Annotated in this window: 15 protein-coding genes and 1 riboswitch; of the genes, 7 read left to right on the top strand and 8 right to left on the bottom strand. The window is 62.6% G+C overall.

Annotation, left to right across the window (positions count from 1 at the left end):
- Positions 1-28: 28 nt before the first annotated feature.
- Positions 29-1,264 (bottom strand): AI-2E family transporter, encoded by a 1,236-nt coding sequence (locus tag H8790_RS13445; protein WP_187333022.1) that lies wholly within the window; start codon positions 1,262-1,264, stop codon positions 29-31.
- Between the two features lie 163 nt (positions 1,265-1,427).
- On the opposite strand from H8790_RS13445, the gene H8790_RS13440 reads away from it, so the two are divergent.
- Positions 1,428-2,318, top strand: coding sequence for a diacylglycerol/lipid kinase family protein (locus H8790_RS13440; RefSeq protein WP_187333021.1), 891 nt, complete (start codon positions 1,428-1,430; stop codon positions 2,316-2,318).
- A 62-nt stretch (positions 2,319-2,380) separates the two neighbouring features.
- Here H8790_RS13440 and H8790_RS13435 read toward each other — a convergent pair whose 3' ends face one another.
- Together H8790_RS13435 and H8790_RS13430 are read right to left on the bottom strand one after the other, a co-directional pair.
- Positions 2,381-3,313 carry an alpha/beta hydrolase gene (locus H8790_RS13435; protein WP_187333020.1) on the bottom strand — a complete coding sequence of 311 codons (933 nt, stop codon included), beginning with the start codon at positions 3,311-3,313 and terminating at the stop codon, positions 2,381-2,383.
- Entirely contained in the window at positions 3,304-4,326 is a 1,023-nt protein-coding gene (locus H8790_RS13430; RefSeq protein WP_187333019.1) for a PhnD/SsuA/transferrin family substrate-binding protein, read from the bottom strand. The genes H8790_RS13435 and H8790_RS13430 overlap by 10 nt, the downstream gene beginning before the upstream one ends.
- Before the next feature lie 153 nt (positions 4,327-4,479).
- On the opposite strand from H8790_RS13430, the gene H8790_RS13425 reads away from it, so the two are divergent.
- On the top strand, positions 4,480-4,821 hold the full coding sequence (locus tag H8790_RS13425; protein WP_187333018.1) for a cupin domain-containing protein: 342 nt from the start codon (positions 4,480-4,482) through the stop codon (positions 4,819-4,821).
- Between the two features lie 50 nt (positions 4,822-4,871).
- On the opposite strand, the gene H8790_RS13420 is transcribed toward H8790_RS13425, so the two are convergent.
- The 4 genes from H8790_RS13420 to H8790_RS13405 all read right to left on the bottom strand — a co-directional run bounded on the left by H8790_RS13420 (position 4,872) and on the right by H8790_RS13405 (position 14,110).
- The gene (locus tag H8790_RS13420; protein WP_187333017.1) at positions 4,872-5,420 is read right to left on the bottom strand and encodes a YcxB family protein; all 549 of its coding nucleotides are present in this window, start codon (positions 5,418-5,420) and stop codon (positions 4,872-4,874) included.
- Positions 5,421-5,529: 109 nt separating this feature from the next.
- Positions 5,530-10,143 carry a PAS domain-containing protein gene (locus H8790_RS13415; protein ID WP_243208518.1) on the bottom strand — a complete coding sequence of 1,538 codons (4,614 nt, stop codon included), beginning with the start codon at positions 10,141-10,143 and terminating at the stop codon, positions 5,530-5,532.
- 1 nt (position 10,144) lies between these two features.
- Positions 10,145-10,507 carry an Hpt domain-containing protein gene (locus H8790_RS13410; RefSeq protein ID WP_187333016.1) on the bottom strand — a complete coding sequence of 121 codons (363 nt, stop codon included), beginning with the start codon at positions 10,505-10,507 and terminating at the stop codon, positions 10,145-10,147.
- A gap of 3 nt (positions 10,508-10,510) precedes the next feature.
- On the bottom strand, positions 10,511-14,110 hold the full coding sequence (locus H8790_RS13405) for a response regulator (protein ID WP_187333015.1): 3,600 nt from the start codon (positions 14,108-14,110) through the stop codon (positions 10,511-10,513).
- A 256-nt stretch (positions 14,111-14,366) separates the two neighbouring features.
- Positions 14,367-14,589: riboswitch (cobalamin riboswitch) on the top strand.
- A gap of 106 nt (positions 14,590-14,695) precedes the next feature.
- Between H8790_RS13405 and H8790_RS13400 the strand changes: the two genes are divergently transcribed.
- From H8790_RS13400 to H8790_RS13385, 5 genes are read left to right on the top strand one after another with little or no spacing between them, the layout of a single operon-like run.
- On the top strand, positions 14,696-17,434 hold the full coding sequence (locus H8790_RS13400) for a DUF4430 domain-containing protein (protein WP_187333014.1): 2,739 nt from the start codon (positions 14,696-14,698) through the stop codon (positions 17,432-17,434).
- Positions 17,435-17,448: 14 nt separating this feature from the next.
- Positions 17,449-19,047: an S-layer homology domain-containing protein gene (locus H8790_RS13395; RefSeq protein WP_187333013.1), complete on the top strand. Its 1,599-nt coding sequence runs from the start codon at positions 17,449-17,451 to the stop codon at positions 19,045-19,047.
- A gap of 17 nt (positions 19,048-19,064) precedes the next feature.
- On the top strand, positions 19,065-19,823 hold the full coding sequence (locus H8790_RS13390) for a DUF4430 domain-containing protein (RefSeq protein ID WP_243208517.1): 759 nt from the start codon (positions 19,065-19,067) through the stop codon (positions 19,821-19,823).
- Positions 19,814-20,695, top strand: a complete 882-nt coding sequence (locus H8790_RS13955) for an energy-coupling factor transporter transmembrane component T (protein ID WP_243208516.1) — start codon at positions 19,814-19,816, stop codon at positions 20,693-20,695. Before H8790_RS13390 ends, H8790_RS13955 begins: the two co-directional genes overlap by 10 nt.
- Positions 20,674-23,040: an ECF transporter S component gene (locus H8790_RS13385; RefSeq protein ID WP_243208515.1), complete on the top strand. Its 2,367-nt coding sequence runs from the start codon at positions 20,674-20,676 to the stop codon at positions 23,038-23,040. The genes H8790_RS13955 and H8790_RS13385 overlap by 22 nt, the downstream gene beginning before the upstream one ends.
- Positions 23,041-23,099: 59 nt before the next feature.
- Here H8790_RS13385 and H8790_RS13380 read toward each other — a convergent pair whose 3' ends face one another.
- On the bottom strand, positions 23,100-23,984 hold the full coding sequence (locus H8790_RS13380) for an MBL fold metallo-hydrolase (RefSeq protein ID WP_187333011.1): 885 nt from the start codon (positions 23,982-23,984) through the stop codon (positions 23,100-23,102).
- Between the last annotated feature and the right edge of the window lie 118 nt (positions 23,985-24,102).

The raw sequence follows: 24,102 nt of genomic DNA, 5'->3' as shown, positions 1-24,102 counted from the left end.
AAAAAGCAAGAGGATTTGCAAATTTCCCCTATTTTTTTTCATCCTCCGGCGGGGCGGAAGGGGGCTCATTGCGCAGATCGGTGGTATAGAAAGCCGTGTCCACAGGAAGGTCTTTTTTCCGCAGGCAATAATCGGTGTACGCGCCCACGGCGGTATATAAGCAGGCAAAAATGGGCACACCGAAAAACATGCCAGGAATCCCGAAGAACCCGCCGCCCACCAAAATGGCCACAATCACCCAGAAGCTGGAAAGTCCCGTGGAGTCCCCCAGAATCCTGGGGCCGATCAAGTTGCCGTCCACCTGCTGGAGCACCAGCACAAAGAGGATGAAGTAGAAACATTTGATGGGGCTGACCAGCAAAATGAGGAACGCGCTGGGGATGGCGCCCAGAAACGGCCCGAAGAAGGGGATCACATTGGTGACACCCACCACCACGCTGACCAGCGGGGCATAGGGGAACTGGAACCAGGAGGAGAAGACAAAGCAGATGATGCCGATGATCAGCGAGTCCAGCAGCTTGCCCCGGACAAACCCGCTGAAGATGCCGTCCACCCGGCGCAGCCCCCGGAGCAGCCAGCCGGCCTGCTTTGGGGAGAACAGGGCGTAGACCATCTTACGGCTGCTGGCGGCGCAGCCCTCCTTGGTGGCCAGCAGGTAGATGGACACGATCAGGCCCACCACCAGGTTTTTGGCAAAGGTCAAAACCGACATGATGCCGCCGGTGACGGCGCCCAACAGCTGCTGGGCCTGGGGCACCACCTTCTGGGTCAGCCAGGTCAGCAGGTTTTGGTAAGAGGCGTCCAGTTGGGCGGTGGCCCACTTCTCCACATCCGGGTTGCTCTCCAGAAGGTCGTTGACCCAATTGTATACGGTATTGTAATAGGTCTCCGCATTGTTGATCAGCACAAGGATGCTTTTGTAGAGCTGGGGCAGGAGGATGGACAAGAGCAGGTAGGAGAGGAAAAACACCAGGATCATGGTCAGCAGGATGCTGATGGCCCGGGCCACGGGGGAGCGGAACTTCCCCTTCCGGACGCGGCAGACCCGCTCGGGCAGGAGGCGCTCAAAGTAGTTCACCACCGGCGAGAGCAGATAGGCGATGAAAAAGCCATAGAGCACCGGGGCCAGGATCCTGAGAAGACGGTGCAGGAAGAGGACCAGTGTCCCGGTGGAGAAAAACGTGTCGTACAGCAGCAGGATGGCACAGACCGTCAGAAATGCCGTCAGGCCCCACTTCACGTATACATTGTCCCGTCGTCTCATGATCTGCCTCCGCCTTTTCCCCGGAATTTTTCCGCTTTTTTATCTTATCATAAGCGATTTACAAAACAATTGCAATAGCGCAGTTCCTGTGCTACAATACAGAAACTGTTTGAATCCAGGCACTGCGTGCCGCTTTTAGCGAAAGTGAGGCTTGTTCAATCCCATGGTGAAAAAGCTGCTGTTCATTGTCAATCCCAGAGCGGGTCGGACCAAGTCCCGGGCGCCGCTTTTTGACGCTGTGTCCATCTTTTCCGACGCGGGATTTCTGGTCTGTGTCCGCTGCACCGCCGGACGGGGCGACGCCACCCGCTTTGCCGCGGAGGAGGGGGCCGATTACGATGTAGTGGTCTGCAGCGGCGGAGACGGCACCCTGAACGAGACCATGATGGGCCTGATGCGGTTGGACAGGGAGAAGCGCCCCCTGTTAGGCTACCTGCCCCAGGGCAGCACCAACGACTTTGCTTCCAGCCTGAATATCTCCGGCAATCCCGTCGACGCCGCCGACGCCATTGTGCATGGCAGCCCCAAGGTGCTGGATGTGGGGAGATTCCAGGAGCGCTGCTTCGTTTATGTGGCCTCCTTTGGGGCCTTTGCCAAAAGCTCCTATTCCGCCTCCCAGAGCGCCAAAAACGCCCTGGGCCATTTTGCCTACATCCTGGAGGGGATGAAGGACCTCAACACGCTGCGGCCCTATCGGGTCCGCATTGACGCGGACGGAGAGGTCTTTGACGGAGAATACTTGTTCGGCGCGATCTGCAACTCCACCTCCATCGGCGGGCTGATGCGGCTGGACCCGGAGAACGTGGTGCTGGACGACGGCAAGTTTGAACTGCTGCTGGTCCCCAGCCCCAAAAACCCAATCGAGCTGCAAAACCTGCTGCTGGCCCTTCTATCACAGCAGTATGAGCAGGGCGGCCTCATCTTCCGCCATGTGTCCCATGTCCGCGTGGAGACAGAGGAGGAGCTCTCCTGGTCGTTAGACGGGGAGTACGCCCCCAGTGAGCCCACGGTGGAGATAGAAAATATCCAAGGTGCGCTGGATATCCTGCTCTGATGTTTTGAGCCATAATGTGTTTGATAAAAAGGACGTATCCTGCTGCATAGGATACGCCCTTTTTACTCATATTTCTTCAAAAAGCAGGTAAGCTCCCTCACATAGCCCTCCGGATCCACAGCAAAGCTCATGCCGTGATCCGCGCCCTCCACAAGGAACAGCCGCTTTTCGCTGCGGCAGGCCTCAAAATTCCTGCGCGTCATGTCCGTGGGCACAAAATGGTCCCGTCCGCCGTGGACAAAGAGCACCGGCAAGCGGATGGTCTCCATGGCATCCAGGGTGGATCGCTCAAAAAAGCTCCAGCCCGCCAAAAGGCGGTTGATCCCGTTCACCACCCACAGCATGGGGAAGGCCGGCAGGTGCATGAGCGTCTTCAGCTCATGGCGGAGAATATCTCCGGCGGAAGTAAATCCGCAGTCCGCCACCACGCCCTTCACATTCCCCGGCAGCTCCTCCCCCGCGGCCATCAGCACGGTGGTGGCGCCCATGGAGACGCCGTACAGGAAGAGGGGCAGTTCCGCTCCATAGCGGCGGTTGGCCCAGTCGATCCAGTCCCGGCAGTCCCGCTGCTCCAGCGTGCCGAATCCGATGTACTTCCCCTGGCTCCTCCCGTGGCAGCGCTGGTCCACCAGTATAAGGTCGTATCCCATGCGGTGGAGCTCCCGGGCGGCCATGGGGAAATCCTGGAGCGGCCCGGAGCGGTAGCCGTGGAACAGCAGCACCCGGCCCCGGGGCGTCCCCTCCGCCGCCAGGCAGTCTGCCGTCAGCGCCAGGGCGTCGAAGCTCTCCATGGTCACGGTCCGGACGCTTTGGCTCCGAAGCCACTGCGCCGAGCGCAGCATGGGCGATGGGTCGATGCCGCAGCGCCGGGCGCGGCGGCGCAGTGCTTCCTCCGGATCGTGGGAGCCCTCCCTGCGGATCACGGCCTTTCGAAAGAGGGCCCAGCCAAAGGCAGCCACCCCCGCCGCGGCCAGCACAAGGACTGCTATTGCCATGTCTCCCCCTCTGTGGTCAGCATCCGCCGCAGGGCATCCATCTCCTCCGGCGCAACCGGCCCATAGGAGTCATACCCGCCCACCGTCTTCAGGAGAGCCCCGCCCTCCCGGGTCCGGGCCAGGGCGGGAATCGCCTCCCGGAGGGCACGGGTCAGCCGTTCGTCCTCCGCCGCGGCCGGCGAGACGACGATCACGCCCGTGGGAATCCGCTCCGTCAGGGCAAAGGGCCTGAGTTCCTCCTCCATGGAGTCTGTCCGGCCGAATCCGTGGGCCCCGCTTTCGTCGGTACGGGTGGCTTCCATGGTCCAAAGGGCCTCGTACCCCTCCCGGAGGCCCTCCGGCAGGGCGATGACATCCACTTCCCCCTCTGCCGCCCCGCGCAGCAGCGCCTCATAGCTCTGGTAGGTCTTTACCTGCTCCAGGTCGTCCACCGTGCTGCCCTCATAGTGGTCCGCCAGCCACAGGTTGGGCAGCCGCCGGCCATACAGCGAATCCTCTTCCAGCAGCCCCCAGACGGCATGGGCCAGCTCGGACCAGCCCAGGCGCTCTGTCTCCTCCGCCCGGTCCGCCAGGGCCCGGCCGTAATCCGAGGGCGTGGCGCAAAGCTCCGTCCTTCCCCCCTCGCCCGGCGCGCCCAAAATGATCTGGGACGGGCCGGCCCAGAGCACGCAGTCCGCGGCGCCCATCAGCGCCGCGTCCACGCCGCCCTCCTTCAGGGCCGCACCGGTGGCGCTGGCGGATGTGCCGATGGTGACGCTGACCCGCTCCACCTCCGCGCCGCTCTCCCTGAAAGCCGCCCGCAGCAGCTCCGGCAGAGTCCCGGCGGCCTTCAGCAGCGCATCTGCGTCCGCGCCGGAGCAAAGCTCAAAACGCAGCTCTTCGATTTGCAGCGGCCCCTCCTGTTCCGATGCGGAACCGGACGCGCTGCCGGAGGAATCCCCCCCCTGTCCGCAGCCCGTCAAAAGCAGCCAGACCAGCGCGGCGCTGGTAAGCCAGGCAATGTGTCGTTTCATATTCGCCTCCATCGTGCGTCTTCTCATTTTCTATGGACATTTCTCCCGCATTTGTTACAATAGAGGGAGAGTTCGTTTCGTTATTGTAGCACATCCGCCCGGACGCCGCAAGGCGGCGCTCAGGGCGGGCCGAGCATTGGAAAGGAGTCTGACATGGTAAAAAAAGAACTTCCCCACCGGGAAAAGGACGGCGTCCAGGGCGGCAGGGGCGTCATTGAATTTTCAGACCTGGCCTCCATCGACGAGACCTACGGGCACATCCGGCTGTTGTCCACCTGTACGCTGCACCCGGGATGCAGCATCGGCTACCACACCCATGAACAGGAGACGGAATTCTACTACATCCTCCAGGGGGAAGCGGTGGTCAGCGACAACGGCACGGAGGTGGTCATGCACCCGGGCCAGGTGATGTCCACCGGCAACGGCCAGGGCCACAGCATTGAAAACAGGACCCAGAGCGACGTTGTGATTTTGGCCATGATCGTCACAGCATGAAGTCAGAAAAAAGGGAGTTCATACCCGCGGGTATGGACTCCCTTTTTCAATCATTTCTTCCTCCCCATCAGGTCGGGCAGGGTCATGGAAAAAAGCCCCCTGGCCTTTTTCCACTCCAAGCCGCAGGCACTGGACAGTGCCTCGCGGAACGCCTTCTCCTCCTTGGGCCGGATGGTGCTTTTATCCACCACAAAGCAGGACTTGTCCTTCAGGAAGAGAAAGAAGTACAGCGGGTCCTCGTTGAGAAGCAGCACGTCGGAGTAGAGCGTGACGGTCTCCTTCCCCTCATAGACGGAGAGCATCCTGGTCTCATAGAAGGTGTAGCTCAAAGAGGGAAGCTTGCCGTCCAGCTGCTTGATGAGCTGTCTTGCACCCTCCCTGCCCGGATGGGCCACAAACGGCAGGACCCAGCAGCCCAAGAACAAAAAGGCCATCCGCACCACAATGTGGTATGTGCTCATCATGCCAATGGTGAGGCCCCCCACGCACAGGACGATCTGGAGGGCCAGCACCTTCTTGTTGAACGCAAGGTAGTGCTGTTTCATCAGCCGCCGGATGGAGTCCTCTGTGTTTTGTATGGATGCGGTATATGTCTTCATGGCTTCCTCCAGTTTGGCCCTTCCGTTTCAGGGCGAATGACACCATCATAAAAGGAGTTGGGGCTTCTGTCAAGGCCCGCCTTTTCTCTTTTTTGGCCTTCCCGCCGCCTCACTCCGAAGCGTTCAGCAGCCGGTCCAGGGTACTCCGCAGCGCCCCCACGTCGATGGGCTTGGCCACGTGGGCATTCATCCCGGCCTCGATGGACTTGCGCACGTCCTCGTCAAAGGCGTTGGCGGTCATGGCCACGATGGGAATGGTCGCGGCGTCGGGCCGTTCCATGGCGCGGATGGCGCGGGTGGCCTCATAACCGTTCATCTCAGGCATCCGGATGTCCATCAAAATGGCGTCATAGGTTCCCGGAGCAGACTCGCCAAAGGCCCGCACAGCCTGAAGCCCGTCCTCTTTCACCACCGATCCGGCGCCGAACATCTGCAAGATCTCGCAGAGAATCTCTGAGTTGATGGCATTGTCCTCCGCCACCAAAAAGCGCCGGCCGTCCAGAGACCAGCCCTCGGGCAGGGCGGTATCCTTACGGCGGGGGGCTTCCTCCTGCCTGGCGGTTTCAAACTCCAACTCCACCTGGAACGTAGTGCCCTCATGCACCTTGCTCTCCACGGAGAGCTTGCCGCCCATCAGCTCCACCAGTCCCTTTGTAATGCTCAGGCCCAGACCAGTGCCTTCCACGCGGGAGGTGTTCTGGCTGCGGGTAAATGGCTCAAAGAGGTGGGCAAGGAACTCCTCGGACATGCCGATCCCCGTGTCGCGGATGGTGAAGCGGTATCGGGCATAGCCCTCCCCCTGGAGCGGCGGCAGCTCCTCCGCCGTTAAGACCACCCTGCCGCCCTCTGGGGTAAACTTGACAGCGTTTCCAAGGATATTGATCAGAATTTGATTGATCCGCAGGGCATCCCCATAAAAGCAGGGATGCTGGATTCCTATCAGGCTGCTCTCCAGGCTCAGCCCAGCCTCCTCCGCCTGCGCCGTCAGCATGGCCGAGAGCTGCTCCATCAGCTCGGGGAGCACCACTTTCTCCCGGCTGAGGGTGATCTTCGCCCGTTCGATCTTGCTCATGTCCAGGATGTCGTTGATAAGGCTCAGCAGATGCTTGGAGGAGAAGGTGATCTTCTTCAGGCAGTCCTCCACCCGCTCCCTGTCGTCCAAGTGGGCGCCGGCCAGGGCCGTCATGCCCATGATGGCGTTCATAGGAGTGCGGATGTCATGGCTCATGGAGGAGAGGAAGTCGCTTTTTGCCTGATTGGCCGCCTCCGCCAGGGCCAGCGCCTTTTCCAGCGCGTCCTTGGACCGGCGCTCCGCCGCCAACATATCCGTCACATCCGCCTGCACCACGCAGACAGTCTTTTGGTTTCTGTCGCCCCAGAGCACGTTGACCTGCTTATACCGGGTCCCCTTCTCTGAGCGGCAGGGCAGGACGAAATCGTAACCGTCGGGTGAACGCTCCAGCCGGCCGCACAGCGTAGACAGCCGGAACAGTTCCTCCTGGCCATCCTCCAGCTCATAGGCCCGGGCCAGGCGGTTCATGAGGTCGGCGCTGTTTTTCTCCACCAGGGGCGGCAGGTTCTCCAGCAGCGCCTGGCGGGTGTAAAGGGTCAGCTGCTCCGCATCCACGTCGATGAGAGCCAGCAGTTCAAAGGTGTAGGCAATTACGCTGAGCAGCCCCTGCTGCTCCCGCACGGAGTCCGTGATGTCGGCGCGGGCCAGGCAGACGCGGCCCAGGCGCAGATCCACCGCGGAAACCGTCAGGTTCTTGGTCCTGATCTCCCCATCCTCTCCCATGATGGAGTAGGGGAAGGAATAGGTCCCCTCCCGCTGAAGCCGGTCCTGCATGTACGTCTGGTCCAGCATCTGCGCAGTATGCTTTTGATCCTTGGGAAGCACCTGCTGCCCAAGGAGATGGGCAACGTGCTGGGAGTGGCTCCCCTTCCAGTGACCGGAGATGTTCCCTTTCTCCCCGCTGAGCACGGTGTAGGTGTCGTTCAGAAGGTCCACATCCGCCACCAGATCACAGTTGGCCACCGACAGGCGGCGCAGAATCCCATCCTCAATGGTTTGCTCCGTAACATCCGTCACTGTCAAAATTCCGGTGATGTCACCGCTGTCCGGAGCCTTCACCAGGTTGATCTTAAACTGCGCGTAGCGGCCTGTCTTACCCCGTGGCAGCTGGATGAAGCACTTCTGGATCAGCTCGGTCTCCCCCCGGGCATAGGCTGCCAGGGATGGTTCGTTGAGATAGGCAGATAAAAACTTCCGCCGCTCCTCAGCATCCACGATAAATTGGGAAAGGCCGGTGAAAAAGCTCTCCCGCTCCGATCCAAAGGTTTTCAAAAGGTCAGAGTGAGTGTAGTCGATGATCTCCAGTATTTTGTTTTGGGTCACGTCGCAGTGGCCCACAACCAGCGCGTTGGGCCCCGGAGTACGGTAATGCTGCACAATGAGATCGTTATACTTACGGCGCAGCTGCTCCTGCTCTTCCCGCTCCCTGGTGATGTCGTGGTAGCCGGCGTAGATCCGCCGCTCTCCGCCCTCGCTCTGGATCATGGAGAGGTTGTTCCGAACCCAGGCATAACTGCCGTCGCCCCGGGCCAGGCGGTAGGTCAGCTCTCCCTGTGACTCGCCGCTGGCCACAAACTCAGCCATCTCATTTGTGATCCGGTCCCGATCCTCCGGATGCACGCCGGCCATGGCGTCCTGGCGGTACAGCGTCCAGGCTTCCTCCAGGTTCATCCCCATCATGGCGGCAAACCCATCGGAGAGGAACTCCGGCCGCATGGAGCCGTCCTTTGCATACCGGACCACCGCCACACCGCCCGGAAGACGCTTGACCACCGTCTGGAAATACTCCTCCAGGCGCTCTTTTTCCCGCCTGGTCTGCATCTCCTCCGTCACGTCCTGCACAAATTTGATATACGCTGGAATCCCGCTCCACTCCGTCTCCCGGAACCGGGTGTTATAAAACCGCTGTGTTCCCTCCATAGCCATTTCGTGGGCCACCCCGTCCGCCGCGTGGCTCTTGAGCGTGCAGAACTCGCAGGGCGCGCTTTTCCCGTGAAGCGCTGCATAGCATTTCTCCCCCACTCCGTCCCCGCTCCGGTTGAACAGGTTTTTGGACTCGTTGACGTACAAAAGGTCATAGGTATTTTTATTGATGACATAGATCGCATCAGCAGCCTCATTGGCGATGTTCTGAAAAAGCCGGGTCTCATCCGACATACCGGTGAAGACCGCATAGAGCCGCATCCCCTCGGAAAGGGGGTCCATGCGCCGTCCGTTGAGGTGGATCCAGACCAGATGCCCGTCCTTATGGCGCGTCCGGTAGGAAACGTCCAGCACGGCTCCGCTTCTCAGTGCGGAGCGGACGGCCTCAAGCACCCGCTCCCGGTCCGCCTCATAGATGACGCCGAAGGCATCCTCCCGGATCATCTCCTCAAACTCCTCCCGGGTGTGGCCGGATAGGGCCGGCACTCCGTCTGAGAAAAATGTGGGGACAATGCGGCCCTTCTCCACCCGGCAGCTGGCAATGCCGCCGGGAATGGAGTTGACCAGATGCTTCATCTCCAGCTGTGCCTCCTTGAGGTCGGAGATGTTGTGGAAGACACAATGGAGCAGGGGGCACCCGTCCTCTTCGCCGATCCACTTAACCTGGGCCCGAACCCACACGATATGGCCGTCCCGGTGCTGTTTGCGGAATTCAAACCTGGCAATCTGGTGGGTCCGGATGACCTCCTTGGCCCTGGAGACCACCATCTCCGTATCCTCCCGGTAGGTCATCTCCGCCGCATCCCGCCGGACAAGCTCCCGGTACTCTTCCACCGTGTATCCGGAGAGCTCCGGCACGCCATCTGAAAAATAGATGGTTTCAAAGATGTCCGATACCTTGTAGATGGCCACGCCGCCGGGAATGGCATTGACAATATCCTGCATCTTTTCATTGGCGCCGATCAGCTCTTTTTCCAGCCGCTGCTGGCCGGTGACATCGCTGTAGACAGCATAGAGATATTTCATGCCGTCTTCCCGGGTTTTGACAGATCCCTCCAGATGGATCCATTTTTCGGCTCCGCAGTTGGCGAGGCGATAGGTATGCTGTACCAGTCCGCCGTTTTGAAAGGCATTCCGGATTTTCCGCTTCAGCTCCTTCAAGTCCTCCGGGCAGATACCCAAATCATCGGCCCTCTGGCCAGTGAGGCAGGAGTGTTCCCGATCGTATCCCGTGATCTCAAAGAAGGCTGTGTTGTGGGTCACCGGAGTGATCTCCTCCCCGTCAAACTGGTAGACGCCCAAGCCGCAGGGGATGCTGCTGAAAATAGCCAGCATCTTTTCCTGGAATTCCAGGGACTGGCGCTGTTCCTCCTGGGCCTGGGTGACATCTGAAATGTACTCGATATGAGCCGCCCTTCCGCCCCAGTCGATGATCTTCCCACTGAGCTGATAGGTGCGTCCGTTCAGCGGGAAGTGGAAATTCCGGACGGAGAGTTCCGTGCGGCTCATCTGTCCGGCGTGGCAAAACGGGCAGGGCTCTTCAAACCCCATGGCCTGATAGCAGGTGAGCCCCGGGCGATAGGGCGAGCGCAGGAGGACCTCCCTGGCCGCCCTGTTCATATAGAGCAGTTCCTTGGTGTCCGCCGTACTGACTGTAATGGCCACCGGCGCATTGTCCAGTACGGCCGTCATCTGGTGGACGGAGAGCGCAAAGCAGGCCTCCGCCATGCTATCTGCCCCCTTTCAGCTGTTCCAAAAAGGCGTCCGCCCGCCCGAATTCCTCCTGAACGCGCTGATATGCCTGCGAATAGTCCCTCTCTTCCCGGTTCCGCAGCGGCTCCACAATGGCGCACACCTCCTTATAGAGCGGCGTCAGGCCCAGGTTGCCCGTGACGCCCTTGAGGGTATGGGCGGCCTCAAAGGCGGCGGTCAGGTCGCCGTGCTCTATGGCCTCGCCCAGCTTTTGCAGGTTGTCATCCTGGAAGAGCATGTTCAAAAACCTCAGATACATCTCCTCATTTCCCAAAAAACGGCTCATGGTCGTCTGATAGTCCGCGCCATAGCCCTCAAATACCTCCTGAAAACTCCGCATCGTTTACTCCCCCTTTCCAAAAATAAAATCGTAAAGCGTCTGATAGAGCCGGGCCGGGTCGATGGGCTTCGCCAGATGTGCATTCATCCCTGCGGCCTTGCTCTTTTCGATGTCGTCGTCAAAGGCGTTGGCGGTCATTGCAAGGATAGGGACGGTTTTGGCATCGGCATTGCTCAAGCGCCGGATGCTGGACGCGGCCGTCAGCCCATCCATCAGCGGCATCCGGATATCCATCAGCACCGCGTCGTAATACCCCTCCGGCGATCTGCTGAACAGCTCCAGCGCCCGCTGCCCGTTCTCCGCCGTATCCACCGTAAAGCCCTTGCTCTTCAGCAGCAGCACCGCCACCTCCGTATTGAGGGCATTGTCCTCGGCCAGCAGGACCCGCTTTCCCGTGAAGTCGAAGTCCGTCTCCTCCCGGCGGGCCCGTTTCTCCTTCTCGCCCAACGCCTTGGCGAAGGCGGAGACGATGGAGGATTTGAACACGGGCTTGCTCATCAGAAAATTGACCCCCGCCAGTTTCGCCTCGTGTTCAATGGATATCCAGTCGTAGGCGGCCAGAATGATGTTGGTGGTCTCCGGGCCCACCACGGCACGGATGCGCCGGGCCGTTTCAATCCCGTCCATCTCCGGCATTTTCCAGTCAACAAGAACCATGTCATAATGCTCTCCCTGGTCCCAGAGGGCACTCACCCGCTCTACCGCCTTGCGTCCGCTATCCACCCAATCGGCCTTGACCCCCATCTGGCGGAGGAGGGCCACAGCACTTTCACAGACGGTCACGTCATCGTCCACCACCAGGGTCTTCAGGTGCGAAAAATGATAGGCCTGTTTCTTTTTGCGGCATTGTGGAGGATCCTCCGGGATGCCAAGCTTCACATCCACCGTGAACTCAGTGCCCACGCCTTTGGTGGAGCGAACCGCAATCTTTCCGTCCATCATGTCCACAATGCTTTTGGAGATGGCAAGGCCCAGGCCAGTGCCGCCGTACAGCGCGGTAGTGCCCGTGGACTCCTGGGAGAATGGCTCGAAAATATGAGGCAGGAACTCCTCGCACATGCCCGCGCCCGTGTCGTTGATCACAAAGCGCAGCTCGGCACTGTTTTGGGTTCTCCCCCGCTGGGCGGCCGAGAAGGTGACCTTCCCGCCCCCGGCTGTAAACTTCACCGCATTGCCCAGGATATTGACCAGCACCTGCTGGAGCTTCATGGAATCCCCCATGTAGTAATCCTCTAACACAGGGTCCAGGACGCACTCGTAGTCCACGCCCTTGGCCGCCGCCTGGCTGTAGCAGATGGCGTTGACCCCGCCTAAAAACTCCTCCATGGGGATCTTTTCATTTTTCAGCAGCATCTTTCCGCTCTCGATCCGGCTCATATCCAGGATATCGTTGATGAGGGACAGGAGAAAGCGGGAGGAGATACTGATTTTGGAGATGCAGTCAGCCACCTGGTCGTCGTCCCCGATGGACTGGGCCGCGATGGTGCTCATGCCGATGATGGCGTTCATGGGCGTACGGATTTCGTGGCTCATGCGGGAGAGGAAATCCGTCTTGGCGGCGTTGGCCTGCTCCGCTGCCACCAGGGCGGCGGCCAGTTCCTCCTTCTGCCGCTGCTCCTGCCGCACCACATCCGTCACGTCGGAGCGGACCGCGCAGACCCGGCCCAGCTCCTTGTTGATATAAAAGACCTTGACCCGCTTGACCCGCAGTTCGCCCCGTTCATCCTTCATCTCCACCAGGAACGAATAGGCGCTCTGGTGTTCCAGTGTCTTTTGTATGTATTTGTAGTCCAGCTTGCCCAGGTATTCCCCCTTGGCCTCCTCATCCATGAACCGGTCTGCGACCCTTCGGATTTCCTCCTGGAAATGGCCCTGGCGGGGGATGGTGTCGACGCGGCCACTGTCCACGGAAACCACGCAGTGGGAGTCCCGGGGAATGTCGATGTCCGTAATGACGTCGTAGTCCAGTTCCGTCAGCTGGTTCAAAAGCTGCTTTTGAATCTTCTGCTCCGTCACATCCTGAGTGTAGAAAAAAAGCAGCACGTCCCGGGTCTCGGGGTTGAGATAGGTGCGCATCTTTGTGCTGCCCCAGAACATGGTGCCGTTGTTGCGGCGGCGGAGGAAGTCAAAGTGGTATTCCGTCTTTCCGGAGGTATAGTCCAAAAGCACCTTCTCCCGCTTCAGCGCCTGGCGGATCTCCGCTCCCCGGTCCGGGTCCACCGCAGAGTCTGACAAACTGGCAATGGTCCGGTCATAGGAGTCCCCAATCCGGGCCACAGCCACATCCGCCGTGGATAGGTAATTTTCCATCCGGTTGCGGGTGACGTTGATGGTGCCCTGAATAGACCCCTCGGAAGAGGCCATGCGGGCAAAGTAGGACCACTCGCTCTCATAGAGCTCCCGCATCCGTTCCCGAAGGATTTTCTCCTCGGTGATGTCCACAAAGACACAATAAAAATACGGCTCCCCCTCCTCAAGGAACAGCTGGGCGTTGATGGAGATCCACCTCACCGTGCCGTCCTTGCACACCAGGCGGTTTTCATTGTGGATGGTGCTGCCGCAGCTCAGCTGGGCGTTGAGCTTGTCCGCCATCCCCGCCAGATCCTCCGGATAGATCACGGCGGACATGCGGTTTCCCATGGCCGCAAACTCCTCCCGGCTGTAGCCCACGAATTCAAAGAGGCCGTCGTTGGCGTCGATGATGGAGAAGTCCTCGTCAAAGCGGCAGCGGAACACGGCGCCGGGGATGTTGTTGTAAAGCCGCAGCACCTCTTCCTGGGCCTGCTTTTGGGCCGTGATGTCGATGCACACGGACACAACGGCACTGCGGCCGTCCTCGGTCCGGACCTGCCGCCCCTGGTCGTGGACCCAGATGTAGGAGCCGTCCTTTTTCCGCATCCGGTACTCGACCACATATTCCTCTCCCCGCTGCAGCTGCTCCACCACTGAAGCGTCCACCCTATCCCGGTCTTCCGGATGCATGCAGTTGGAGATCAGGCCGCCGATATCGGAGACAAAGTCCTCCTCCGTTTCATAACCCAGGTAGTCCAGCATACGCCGGTTGACAAAATAAAAGGGGAAGCCCTCCCCCATGTAGCCGCCCATCATGCCGCCGGAGAGGGAGTCGCTTAGAAGCTGTTGACGCTGCTGGGCGATGCGCTCGATTACAATCGTCTGGGGATAGTGCTCACCAGGGCGCTGGCTGCTGCCCGGCTCCGAAAAGTGGAGTTCGCAGATCTGCCAGTTTCCCGCGGCCTCCCTGCGCAGGGTAAAAAACCCCCGCAGATGCCAGGTGTAGATCGTATTTTTCAAAGACATCGCCGTGGAGACGGTCTGTAGGCCGTCGGTCAGGAGCAAGTCCTGAATCACCTGGAGTTCACAGGAAAAGGGCTCCGGAATCTCCTCAATGTCCTGCCGGACATACTCGGCCATCTGGCCGATCCCCCGGGCGGTCTCATTCTCTCCTGTGCCCACAAAGCACACGTCCGGTGAAAAGAAGGCGATGGTCTCCTCTGTGCTGCGCCGCTCAAACCAGCTGCGGCAAAAGGATTGCAAGGTCTGCTCTGCGCTTATTTGACTTTTGTTCCACTCTATTTTTTCCATGGTCTGCATCGCCTTTCATCGGGGCCCAGCCTCTGCGCGGCACTCATTCACCAATATCTGCCCCGGTATGGAGATTGACGCACAGCGTCGGGCGGCCTCTGAGGTCCGCCTGCGTAAAAACGGGCATTTTATAAAAATTATTGTAACACACCCGGACAAAACACGCAATCTTTCTACAAATTTGACCCTTTTTTTCGTTTGGACTATCCAGGCGGCAAACCGCTTTACAGAATTGATAAAACATGGTATCCTTGGAGCAATTCAACACTTCTTTGTGACCCCGGCGGCGAGGAACCGCCGGGGGTGGACAAGGGAACCGGGTGGGAACCCCGGACGGTACCGCCGCTGTATGCGCCGAAGCCGTGTCCGTCGGCGAAAGCCGGTCACTGGGCCCCTGGGCCTGGGAAGGCAGGGCACGGCTGTGAAAGGTCACTTTCAAACGCGCGAGTCAGAAGACCTACAAGGGAGGAGAACAGGCTTGCCGGCCAATGGCCCGCAGGCTTTGTTGGCATGGGAAAACGGCCGTGGCAACCATTTTGGCTGCCACGGCTTTGCTGTCCTTTCCCAGAAGAAAGGAGAAGCCAAATGAAACGATCCATCCTGTCACTGCTGCTGGCCATTGCCATGGCCTGCACCCTCATCCCCCCCGCGTGGGCCGCGGAGGGGGGCGGCGTCACGGTGCGCGTCGCCAGTGCAACACAAGGGGGCGAATTTCCCCTCGGGCCCTTTGAGGCCGCCTATACCCAGGACATGTCCGCCTGGGACGCGGTGAAGGCCGCCCTGGAGGAAAACCACGTCCCCTACTCGGCCACTGACTCCGGCGGCTCCGTATACATCAGCTCCATCAACGGCCTTACTGAGTATTCCTCCGGGGACTACTCCTCCTATCACGGCTGGATGTTCGCCGTGGACGGCGTAATCCCTTCCGCCGGCATCTCCTCAGTCGTCCTGTCCGGCGGGGAGGACATCCTGCTCTACTACTCCACGGACTTCACCATCCCCGGCGCCGTGTCCGGCTCCGGCGGGGAAAGCGCCGGGGGCCTGGCCTTTTCCGCTGGAGAGCTGGCCTCGGTCCCCGCCGCCGGAGGAAGCCTTCTGACACTGAGCGTGGCTGAGGGCGTGCCATACGTGCTGCTGACCGGCGTGCCCGGCGGCGCGGGCCAGAGCGTCCAGGTCAACTACGCAGACTACGACCTCTCCGCTCCCAGCCGCATCCCCCTTTCCAACGGAGGAGTGATCACGGTGGGCGTGGGAGCGTATCCCGACACGGTCTACTACAACGTCAATGTCTCCATCCGCCCCCAGGCGGAGCTTCTCTCCGGTCTGGCGCAGGGCTATGACGGGCGCTCCGCGCCCTGGACGGCGGTTGACCTGGCCTCCTACGGCCTCTATGCCGGAACCACCGCTTTTTCCGCAGATGCCCAGGCCGTCATTGACGACGCTGTTGCCGCCGCTTCCGCCCAGGTTCCGGATGACGCCGCGCTGGCCAAATCGTTTTTGGACCTGCGGGCCCTCGGAGTGGACCCGGACACCCTGATCTCCGCCGACGGGACGGTCCTCAGCGTCACCGACGCCCTGATGGGCTCCACCACCAACAGCTGCTACAGCGCCCCCTATGTGCTGCTGGCCCTGGAGCAGTCCGGCAAGGCCACATCGGAAAAGATGAGCGGCGTCCTCTCCCAGATGGAGGCGGCAGCCGGGGACGATTTCCTCTTCTCCTACAGCTGGGAAGGCATCACCTATCCCAGCCCCGACACCGCCGGGGCCGTGCTGGCGGCCGTGTCCCTCTGCGCCGGCGGTGCATCCGATCCCTACGGCATCCGCGGCCGATGCTCCGCTCTGCGCGACGGCATCCTGGACGCTCTGGCAGAGGACTCGCTCCAGGATCGGTTCGGCAGCTACGGCAATAGCTGCACCGACGCCATGGTGGTGACCGGCCTGTGCGCCGCCGGGGTGGATCCCACCGCCGACGAGCGCTTTACCACGGAAGGAGGCAGCCCTTACACCGCCCTGCTCTCCTGCGCCAAGGAGGACGGCTTCAGCCTCACGCCCGGCGCCGAGGCAGATGACTTCTCCACCGAGCAGTGCTTCCGGGCCCTGACCGCCGCCGCCCGGTTTTTGAAGGGGGAGAACCCCTGCAACGTCTATGACTTTACCGCCTTTGCATCAGAGCCGGGCTACGCATCCAGCGTCTCCGGCTGCCCGGTGGTCTTCTCCACCACCCCCGCGGGCGCGGAGGTCTCCCTCACCCTTGCCGGCGTGCCGGTGGAGCCTCTTTCCCCCGGCCGCTACATTCTGGACGAGGGCAGCTACAGCTACTCTGTCAGCGCCGGCGGGTACGCCGCAAAGTCCGGCACGCTGACCGTCTCCTCCCAGGAAGCCCAGCAGCACAAAACGCTCCGGGTCAACGTGTCCCTGGTCCATGCATCCGGCGGCGGCAGCGGGACCATCACCGTGTCCTTCACCCTGGTGGGCGACAGCCTCCACGGCGGCGGAACCACCCACATCTACAAACATGACAAGGGTGCGGGCCGGGTCTGGCTCTCAAAGCGGGAGGTGTCGCTGCCCGCCGGCAGCTCCGCCTTTGCCGCCTTTGACCAGGCCCTCACGGACGCTGGCCTCACCTATGTGGAGCCCTCCCTCAGCTACATTTCCTCCGTCACCAACACGGACGGCACCACCCTTTCCGAATTGGACAACGGGGCCCTCTCGGGCTGGCAGTACCTGGTCAACGGCTCATCCCCCACCACGGGATGCAGAAACCACACCCTCCGCAGTGGGGACCAGGTGGTCTTTTACTACACCGACGACTATTCCAGGGAAACCGGCTCTGAGCAATGGAGCGGAGGCGGTACAACAGCGCCCGGCACCGTCCGGTTTGAGGACGTGGAGGCGGACTCCGTCTACGTTAGGGCCATTGAGGCCATGGCCGAGGCCGGCTATATGACCGGCACGGGGGAAAAGACCTTCTCCCCCGGGGAGGAACTGACCCGCGCCCAGGCCGTGACCGTGCTCTGGCGCATGGCGGGGAGTCCCGAAGCCACCGCCGCGTCCGCCTTCCCCGACGGCGCCGACTGGTATTCCGGCGCCCTGGACTGGGCCGCCGAAGAGCGCATCGCCCTGGGCTACGGTGACGGCTGCTTCCACGGGGAGCGGCCCATCAGCGCCCGGGAGCTGAAAGACCTCCTCCTCCGCTGGGCCGTCTTTCAGGGGTGGCCTCACTCCAAGGCGGAGGCTTGGGCGGAGCAGCTCACCCTTCCCGACCGCGTCACCCGCGCCGCCGCGGCCGCAGCCTTTGACGATCTGGCGGCGCAAGTAAAGTAAAAAGGGGGATTTTTATGAAACTCCGTTCTCTCCATGCGCTGCTCCTTGCCCTGCTGATCGCCTTCTGCTCCACAGCGGCGGCTCCGGCCGCCGAGATGGCCGATGTGAAAGCGGCGGCGGAAAAAACAGCCTCCTACGTCCTGGAGGCCGTGCCGGAGCCCACGGTGGGCTCCATCGGCGGCGAGTGGGCGGTGCTGGCCCTGAGCCGGGGCGGTTGGCCTTCCTCCCAGTCCTGGTACGAAGGCTATCTCCAGCGCCTGAGCGATGCTTTCAAGGAACATGGCGGGGTGCTCAGCTCCACCAAGTACACCGAATACAGCCGGGTAATCCTGGCCCTCAAGTCCATGGGCGCGGATGTGCGCTCCGTGGGCGGCTATGACCTGCTGACCGTCCTCTCAGACCGCTCCTCCGTCACCCGCCAGGGCGTCAACGGCGCCGCCTGGGCCCTGATCGCCGCCCAGGCCCTGGATCAGTGCGCGCTCTACGACGCGGATGCGGACGGGACCGTGGTCCCGGCCCTGGACTGGTACCGGGAGGAGGTGCTCTCCGCCCAGCTTCCCAGCGGGGGCTGGTCGCTTGCTGGGCGGGAGCCAGCCGATGCGGACCTGACGGCCATGGCGCTGACCGCCCTCTCCCCTTATCAGGGAGTGGAGGCCGGTGTGGACAGCGCCATTGAGGCGGGACTAAAATGCCTTGCTGGGATACAGCGTGAGGACGGTTCCTTCGGCACTCCCGCCAACGCCGAATCCTGCGCCCAGGTGGTCATGGCCCTTGCGGAATTGGGGAAAGAGCAGTCCCTCCTCACCCGCAGCGGCAAAACCCCTGTGGATGCCCTGCTAAGCTTTGCCCGGCCCGACGGGTCCTTTGCCCACACCGCCGGGGGCGGCGCCGACCAGATGGCCACGGAGCAGGCCCTGTGCGCCCTCTCGGCCCTGATGCGCCGGAGCGAGGGCCTCTCCTCCTTTTACCACATGGGCGTGCGCAGTGCCGGAGGGCCTCTTCAGTACAACCCGGCGGTCCATCTGAGCGCTGAGGCCAATTTAATCGTGGACTATCCGGACTTAGGCGGCCTCACCGAATCCCAGCGGGAGGCCGTGGAGGTGCTGACCCGGCGGGGCGTGTTCACCGGCCGCGGCGACGGCTCCTTTGCTCCCGGAGACTCCATGACCCGAGCGGAGTTCTGCGCCGTTCTCTGCCGCGCCCTGGGGCTTGAGGGCGATGGGGAGAAGACCCCGTTCACCGACCTTCCCGGCTGGTGCGCCGCCTATGTGGCGCCGCTCTACGGCTGCGGCATCGTAAAGGGCACCTCCTTAACCGCGTTCTCCCCCAGCGGCACCATCACGCGGCAGGAAGCCGCGGTGATGATCGCCCGCGCCGCCCAGTTCGCGTCCATGCGCGCCGTGGGCTTCAGCTCCTCCTGCCAGCGCTCCATCCTTGACCCATATCAGGACTCCGGGCGCTGCGGCCAGTGGGCCCTGCCCTCCCTGGCGCTGTGCCTCCAAAACGGCCTCTTAGGCGGCACGGAGCAGGAGATACGGCCCGGAGCCCCCATCACCCGGCTGGAGATCGCCGAAAGCATCTATGCGCTGTTGAAGAGCCCGTTTGTCCAATAAAGAAGGAAGGAAGACATTTGAACCGATTGATTTCCACCGCCCTGCCCCTGCTGCTGGCGCTGTGCCTTTTGGCCGGATGCGGCGCGGACCGCGGGGATGCCCTGCCCTCCCAGGCTGTAAACCCTCCCGTTTCCTCCGCGCCGGCGGAGAACCCGGCCTCCTCCGAAGGGGCTTTCGCCGAAATGAAGCCTCCCGCGTCCTCCGACGCCCAGGAGGCGTCCACACCTTCAGACCCCGCCCCGTCCCGTTCCCCTGGCGAGCCCCCGTCCAAAGCGGCCCCCTCCGGCGCCGCTTCTCCCGGAGGATCGTCTTCCGGCAGTGCTTCTTCAGGGGGCGCCGACGTGCCTCAAGAGGAACCGGCCGCCCCCACCTGCACCCTAACGGTCCACTGCGGCACGCTGTTGGATCACCTCGAGGACATGGAGGAGGCCAAGCGGGACCTGGTGCCCTCCGACGGCGTGCTGTGGGCGGAGCAGACCGTGTCCTTTACCGAGGGAGAGAGCGTCTTTGACGTGCTGCTCCGTGAGATGCAGTCCTCCAAGACCCACCTGGAATACGTCAATACACCCTTTTACCACTCCGCCTACATTGAGGGCATCGGCAACCTCTATGAGTTCGACGGCGGCCCTCTCTCCGGCTGGGTTTACTCGGTCAACGGGGAGTTCCCCAACTACGGCTCCTCCCGCTATACGCTTCAGGACGGGGACAGCGTGGTCTGGCAGTATACCTGCGACTTGGGCGCGGATGTGGGCGGAGACAACGGAGCGTGGTCGTGAGCCGGGCCTTTGACTCCGTGCATCCGGCCGTCAGCCTGCTCTACTTCGGGTCGGTGCTGGGCTTTGGCGCCGTGGTGATGCATCCGGCGCTGCTTGTTGCCGGCTTTTTCGGTGCCCTCTGCTGCTCCGTCACGCTGTTAGGCGGGCGGGAAACCCTGCGGCGGCTTGCGTGGATCGCGCCGGTTGCCCTTGCGGCACTGATTTTCAATCCGGCCTTCAACCACCGGGGCGTCACCATCCTGGCGTACCTCCCATCCGGCAACCCCCTGACGCTGGAGTCTCTCATTTTCGGCCTGGCCTCCGGGTGGATGCTGTCGGCTGTTTTGCTCTGGTGCGCCTGCCTCAGCCATGTGATGACCTCGGACAAGGTGCTCTACCTCTTCGGCCGGGCGGCTCCGTCCCTCTCGCTGCTTCTCTCCATGACGCTGCGATCCATCCCCCGGTTCCGCCGCCAGGCCCGGCGCATCGCCCAGGCCCAGCAGGGACTGTATGGACCGCCCAAGGGCCTTTTGGGCCGCGTCCGGGCCGGGGCCGGGACGCTCTCCATCCTTTTGACCTGGGCGCTGGAAAATGCGGTGGACACGGCGGACTCCATGCGCGCAAGGGGCTACGGCCTCCGCGGGCGCACCGCCTTCTCCCTCTACCGCCTGGAGCGCCGGGACAAGGGGCTTTTGCTTTTTCTTGCCGCAGCGCTCCTGCTCACCGGAGCGCTTGGCGCATGGGGCGGCTTGAAGTGGACCTACTATCCCGCCCTGGGCGGGACACTGGACTGGCGCACCGCCCTTGCCGTCTGCGCCTACCTGACGATTTGCCTCATCCCGGTCTGGCTGGAACGAAAGGAGGAACGGGTTTGGTCACGCTGGAACATCTAAATTTCACCTATCCCGGCTCCGCCTCCCCCGCTCTGCGGGACGTGTCGCTCACTGTGGCGCCGGGCGAATTCGTCACCCTCTGCGGCCTCTCCGGCAGCGGCAAGACCACGCTGCTGCGCTGCCTCAAGCCCTCCCTGACCCCCACGGGCTCCCTGACGGGGAAGCGGCTTGTGGCGGGCCGGGAGAAGCTCACCCTCCGGGAGGACAGTATGCTGATCGGCTTTGTTGGCCAGTCGCCGGAGAACGGCGCCGTCACCGACAAGGTGTGGCATGAGCTGGCCTTTGGTCTGGAGAGCCTGGGCCTTCCAACCGGGGAAATCCGCTCCCGGGTGGCGGAAACCGCCGCCTTTTTCGGCATCCAGCACTGGTTCCACCGGGAGGTCTCCAGCCTCTCCGGAGGTCAGAAGCAGCTGCTGGCCCTGGCCTCCGCCGTGGTGATGCAGCCGGAGCTGCTGCTGTTAGACGAGCCGACCGCCCAGCTGGATCCTGTGGCCGCAGCCCACTTCTTAGAGGCTCTGAGCCGGCTGAACCGGGAGCTTGGCACGGCCATTTTGCTCTCGGAGCACCACCTGGAGGAAGCGGTGCCTCTGTCCGGCCGCCTCCTGACCCTGGAGGGCGGCCGGGTCATCGCCGACGGGACGCCCCGGGAGGCGGGAGCGGCGCTGCGTTCCCTCCGCCATCCCCTGTGCGCGGCCCTGCCCGCGCCCATGCGGGTCTGGGCTGGCCTGGACTCCCCCCTTCCCTGTCCGGTCACCATTGCCGAGGGCCGCGCCTTCCTCCTGAAGACGCCTCACAGCCTCCCTCTGCCGCCCGAGCCCCAGCGGCCGGGGACACCCCCCCTCCTCCAGATGGAGGAGGCCTGGTTCCGCTATGAGCGGGAGGGCACCGACGTGCTGCGTGGCCTCACCCTCACCGTGGGCCGGGGCGAGTGCCTTGCCGTGGTGGGCGGCAACGGCGGCGGAAAGAGCACGCTGCTGCGGCTGCTCTCCGGCCAGCTCCAGCCCCAGCGGGGCACGGTGCGCCGCAGCGCCGTCGCCGAAGTGGGCCTTCTGCCCCAGGACCCCCAGCTCCTCTTCACCGCCAAAACCGTGGAGCTGGACCTCCGGGAAGCGGCAGCAAAGCTGCCGGAGCCGGAAGCGCGTGTTGAGGAGGTGGTGGCGCTCTGCGGCCTGCAGCATCTCCTTTGCCGCCACCCCTATGACCTATCCGGCGGCGAACAGCAGCGCGCCGCCCTGGCCAAGGTACTGCTGCGCCGGCCGGAGCTGCTGCTGTTGGACGAACCCACCCACGGGCTGGACGAATCCTTCCGCCGGTCGCTCTGCGACATCCTAAAGCATTTGTGCGGCCGGGGGGTCACGGTGGTGCTGGCTTCCCACGACATCGACTTCTGCGTCCGCTGCGCCCACCGGTGCGCCTTCCTCTTCGACGGGGCCGTGGTCAGCGAGGATACGCCCCGCCGCCTGTTCTCCGCCAATGCCACCTATACCACGGCCGCCGGGCGGATGGCCCGGTCCATTGTCCCCGGGGCGCTGCTGCCGGAGGAGCTGATCGCCGTCTGCGGCGGCCGGGAGGAGCCCCTCCTTCCACCGCCCTCAGTGCCGCCCCAGGCCGCGAAAACCGGGGCCCAGCCGCTTAACAAAGCGCCGCGGGCGCGGCCGCCCGTCCATCCGGCCTCCTATCTGACGCTCCTCCTTTTGATCCCTGCCACTGTGGCGGCCGGCGTCTTTCTGCTGGGGGACCGGAAGTACTATTTCATCAGCCTTGCTGTGATCCTCGAGTCCATGCTCCCGGTTTTCCTAACCTTGGAGCGCCGCAGGCCCCGGGCCCGGGAGGTCCTCCTGCTCTCCTCGCTGTGCGCCCTTGGCGTGGCCGGCCGGGCGGCGCTGTATATGCTGCCCCAGGTGAAGCCGGTGGCGGCGCTGTGTGTGGTGGCTGGCGCCTGCTTTGGCCCGGAGAGCGGCTTTTTGGTGGGCGCGCTGACCATGTTCGTCTCCAATTTGTTTTTCGGCCAGGGCCCCTGGACGCCATGGCAGATGTTTGCCTTTGGGCTGTCCGGCTTTCTGCCCGGAATCCTGTTCCGGGGAAGGCCCAGGCGCCGCCTTCCGCTGTGCGTGTACGGCGCCTTTTCCGCCCTGGTGGTCTGCGGGCTTCTTCTGGACACCGGCTCGGCCCTGATGTGGCTGGCCCAGCCCAGCTGGGGGGCCCTGTGCTCCTACTACCTCACCGGCCTGCCCTTCAATCTCCTCCACGCGGGGGCAACCGCGCTGTTCCTCTGGTTCTTTGCCGACCCGGTGGTGGAGAAGTTGGAACGGGTGCAGGTGAAGTACGGCATATTCCCGTCTTAAGGGCAAGGTTTCCGGTCCATTTCAGCGCAAAAAAGAGGCCGGATCATCCGGCCTCTTCCCTATTTTTCAGCTGCCTGCCACACCAGCCGGTTGTCTGCGAACCGCGTCTCCACCATGCCCCGATCCAATAAGAAGCTCAGGCAGGAGCGCACCGTGCTCCCCACCAGCACATACTGGTTCCAGTCCATGGTGAGGCCGTACCGGTCGAACAGGCCCTTCAGCAGTTCTTCAAACGCCGCCCCATGGGCGCTCAGTTCCTTGAGGACGCTCAGAATCTCCCGTACCTTGGCCCGGTTCGCCTGGGCCAGGGGGCGGATGTCCTCCACCGCCGGGGCGTGGGATGGAATAAACAGCCTCCCTGTAAGGCGCTCCACCTCATCCAGCCCCCTGAGATATCCCTCCACATCATAGAGAAATGGGATGTGATATTTTTTCAGCACCGCCTCACTGGCCACGCTGTCGGCCAGGAACCACACGTCGTCCTCTGTCCGGAAGGCCGCCATGGAGAAGGAGTGTCCGTCCAGGCGCAGCAGCTCCAGGCCCTCCGGCAGCACCTGCTCCGTCAGCTCCTCCGCGTCACAGGGCTGGGCCATCAGGAACTTGTTCCGCAGCGCGGCCGCGGGATAGCCCCCGTAGAGGAAGGAGGGCTCCAGCACCGGGTGGCGGGTGAAGTCCAGGTCCACGCCGGGCGCAAAGACTCGGCAGCCGGTGCGCTGGCGCAGCAGCGCGGCGCCGCCGGTGTGGTCGGCATGGGAGTGGGTGCACAGCACCGATCGCACCTTCCAATCGTTGGCCTCCAGATGACGCAGGACCTTTTTGGCCCCGTCCTTGTCGCTGCCGCTGTCTATGAGGCAGACGGTATTGTCCTCCGTCCGGAAGATGCCCACCTTGGATGGGCTGTCCACATAGTAGGTGCGCTCGCCAGCCTGGATCAGTTCATACACGTTCATCCCTCCTGTCTCCGGTTTTTTCAAGTGTAGCATGCGGATTGCCCAAACACAAGATTTTCTGCCGCACTTCGCCCTTCCAGAGGGCAGTTCGACAAATTTCGACACAATGTGC

Source organism: Oscillibacter hominis, from assembly GCF_014334055.1.
Classification (GTDB): domain Bacteria; phylum Bacillota; class Clostridia; order Oscillospirales; family Oscillospiraceae; genus Oscillibacter; species Oscillibacter hominis.
The sequence above is the reverse complement of the archived record's forward strand: the minus strand, read 5'-3'. Positions and strand labels throughout refer to the sequence as shown.

What these genes read in the sequence shown, in the direction of transcription:
- H8790_RS13435 (WP_187333020.1), bottom strand. Translation starts at nt 3,313, where the DNA reads ATGGCAATAGCAGTCCTTGTGCTGGCCGCGGCGGGGGTGGCTGCCTTT.
- H8790_RS13395 (WP_187333013.1), top strand. Translation starts at nt 17,449, where the DNA reads ATGAAACTCCGTTCTCTCCATGCGCTGCTCCTTGCCCTGCTGATCGCC.
- H8790_RS13440 (WP_187333021.1), top strand. Translation starts at nt 1,428, where the DNA reads ATGGTGAAAAAGCTGCTGTTCATTGTCAATCCCAGAGCGGGTCGGACC.
- H8790_RS13405 (WP_187333015.1), bottom strand. Translation starts at nt 14,110, where the DNA reads ATGGAAAAAATAGAGTGGAACAAAAGTCAAATAAGCGCAGAGCAGACC.
- H8790_RS13430 (WP_187333019.1), bottom strand. Translation starts at nt 4,326, where the DNA reads ATGAAACGACACATTGCCTGGCTTACCAGCGCCGCGCTGGTCTGGCTG.
- H8790_RS13425 (WP_187333018.1), top strand. Translation starts at nt 4,480, where the DNA reads ATGGTAAAAAAAGAACTTCCCCACCGGGAAAAGGACGGCGTCCAGGGC.
- H8790_RS13445 (WP_187333022.1), bottom strand. Translation starts at nt 1,264, where the DNA reads ATGAGACGACGGGACAATGTATACGTGAAGTGGGGCCTGACGGCATTT.
- H8790_RS13400 (WP_187333014.1), top strand. Translation starts at nt 14,696, where the DNA reads ATGAAACGATCCATCCTGTCACTGCTGCTGGCCATTGCCATGGCCTGC.
- H8790_RS13410 (WP_187333016.1), bottom strand. Translation starts at nt 10,507, where the DNA reads ATGCGGAGTTTTCAGGAGGTATTTGAGGGCTATGGCGCGGACTATCAG.
- H8790_RS13420 (WP_187333017.1), bottom strand. Translation starts at nt 5,420, where the DNA reads ATGAAGACATATACCGCATCCATACAAAACACAGAGGACTCCATCCGG.
- H8790_RS13415 (WP_243208518.1), bottom strand. Translation starts at nt 10,143, where the DNA reads ATGGCGGAGGCCTGCTTTGCGCTCTCCGTCCACCAGATGACGGCCGTA.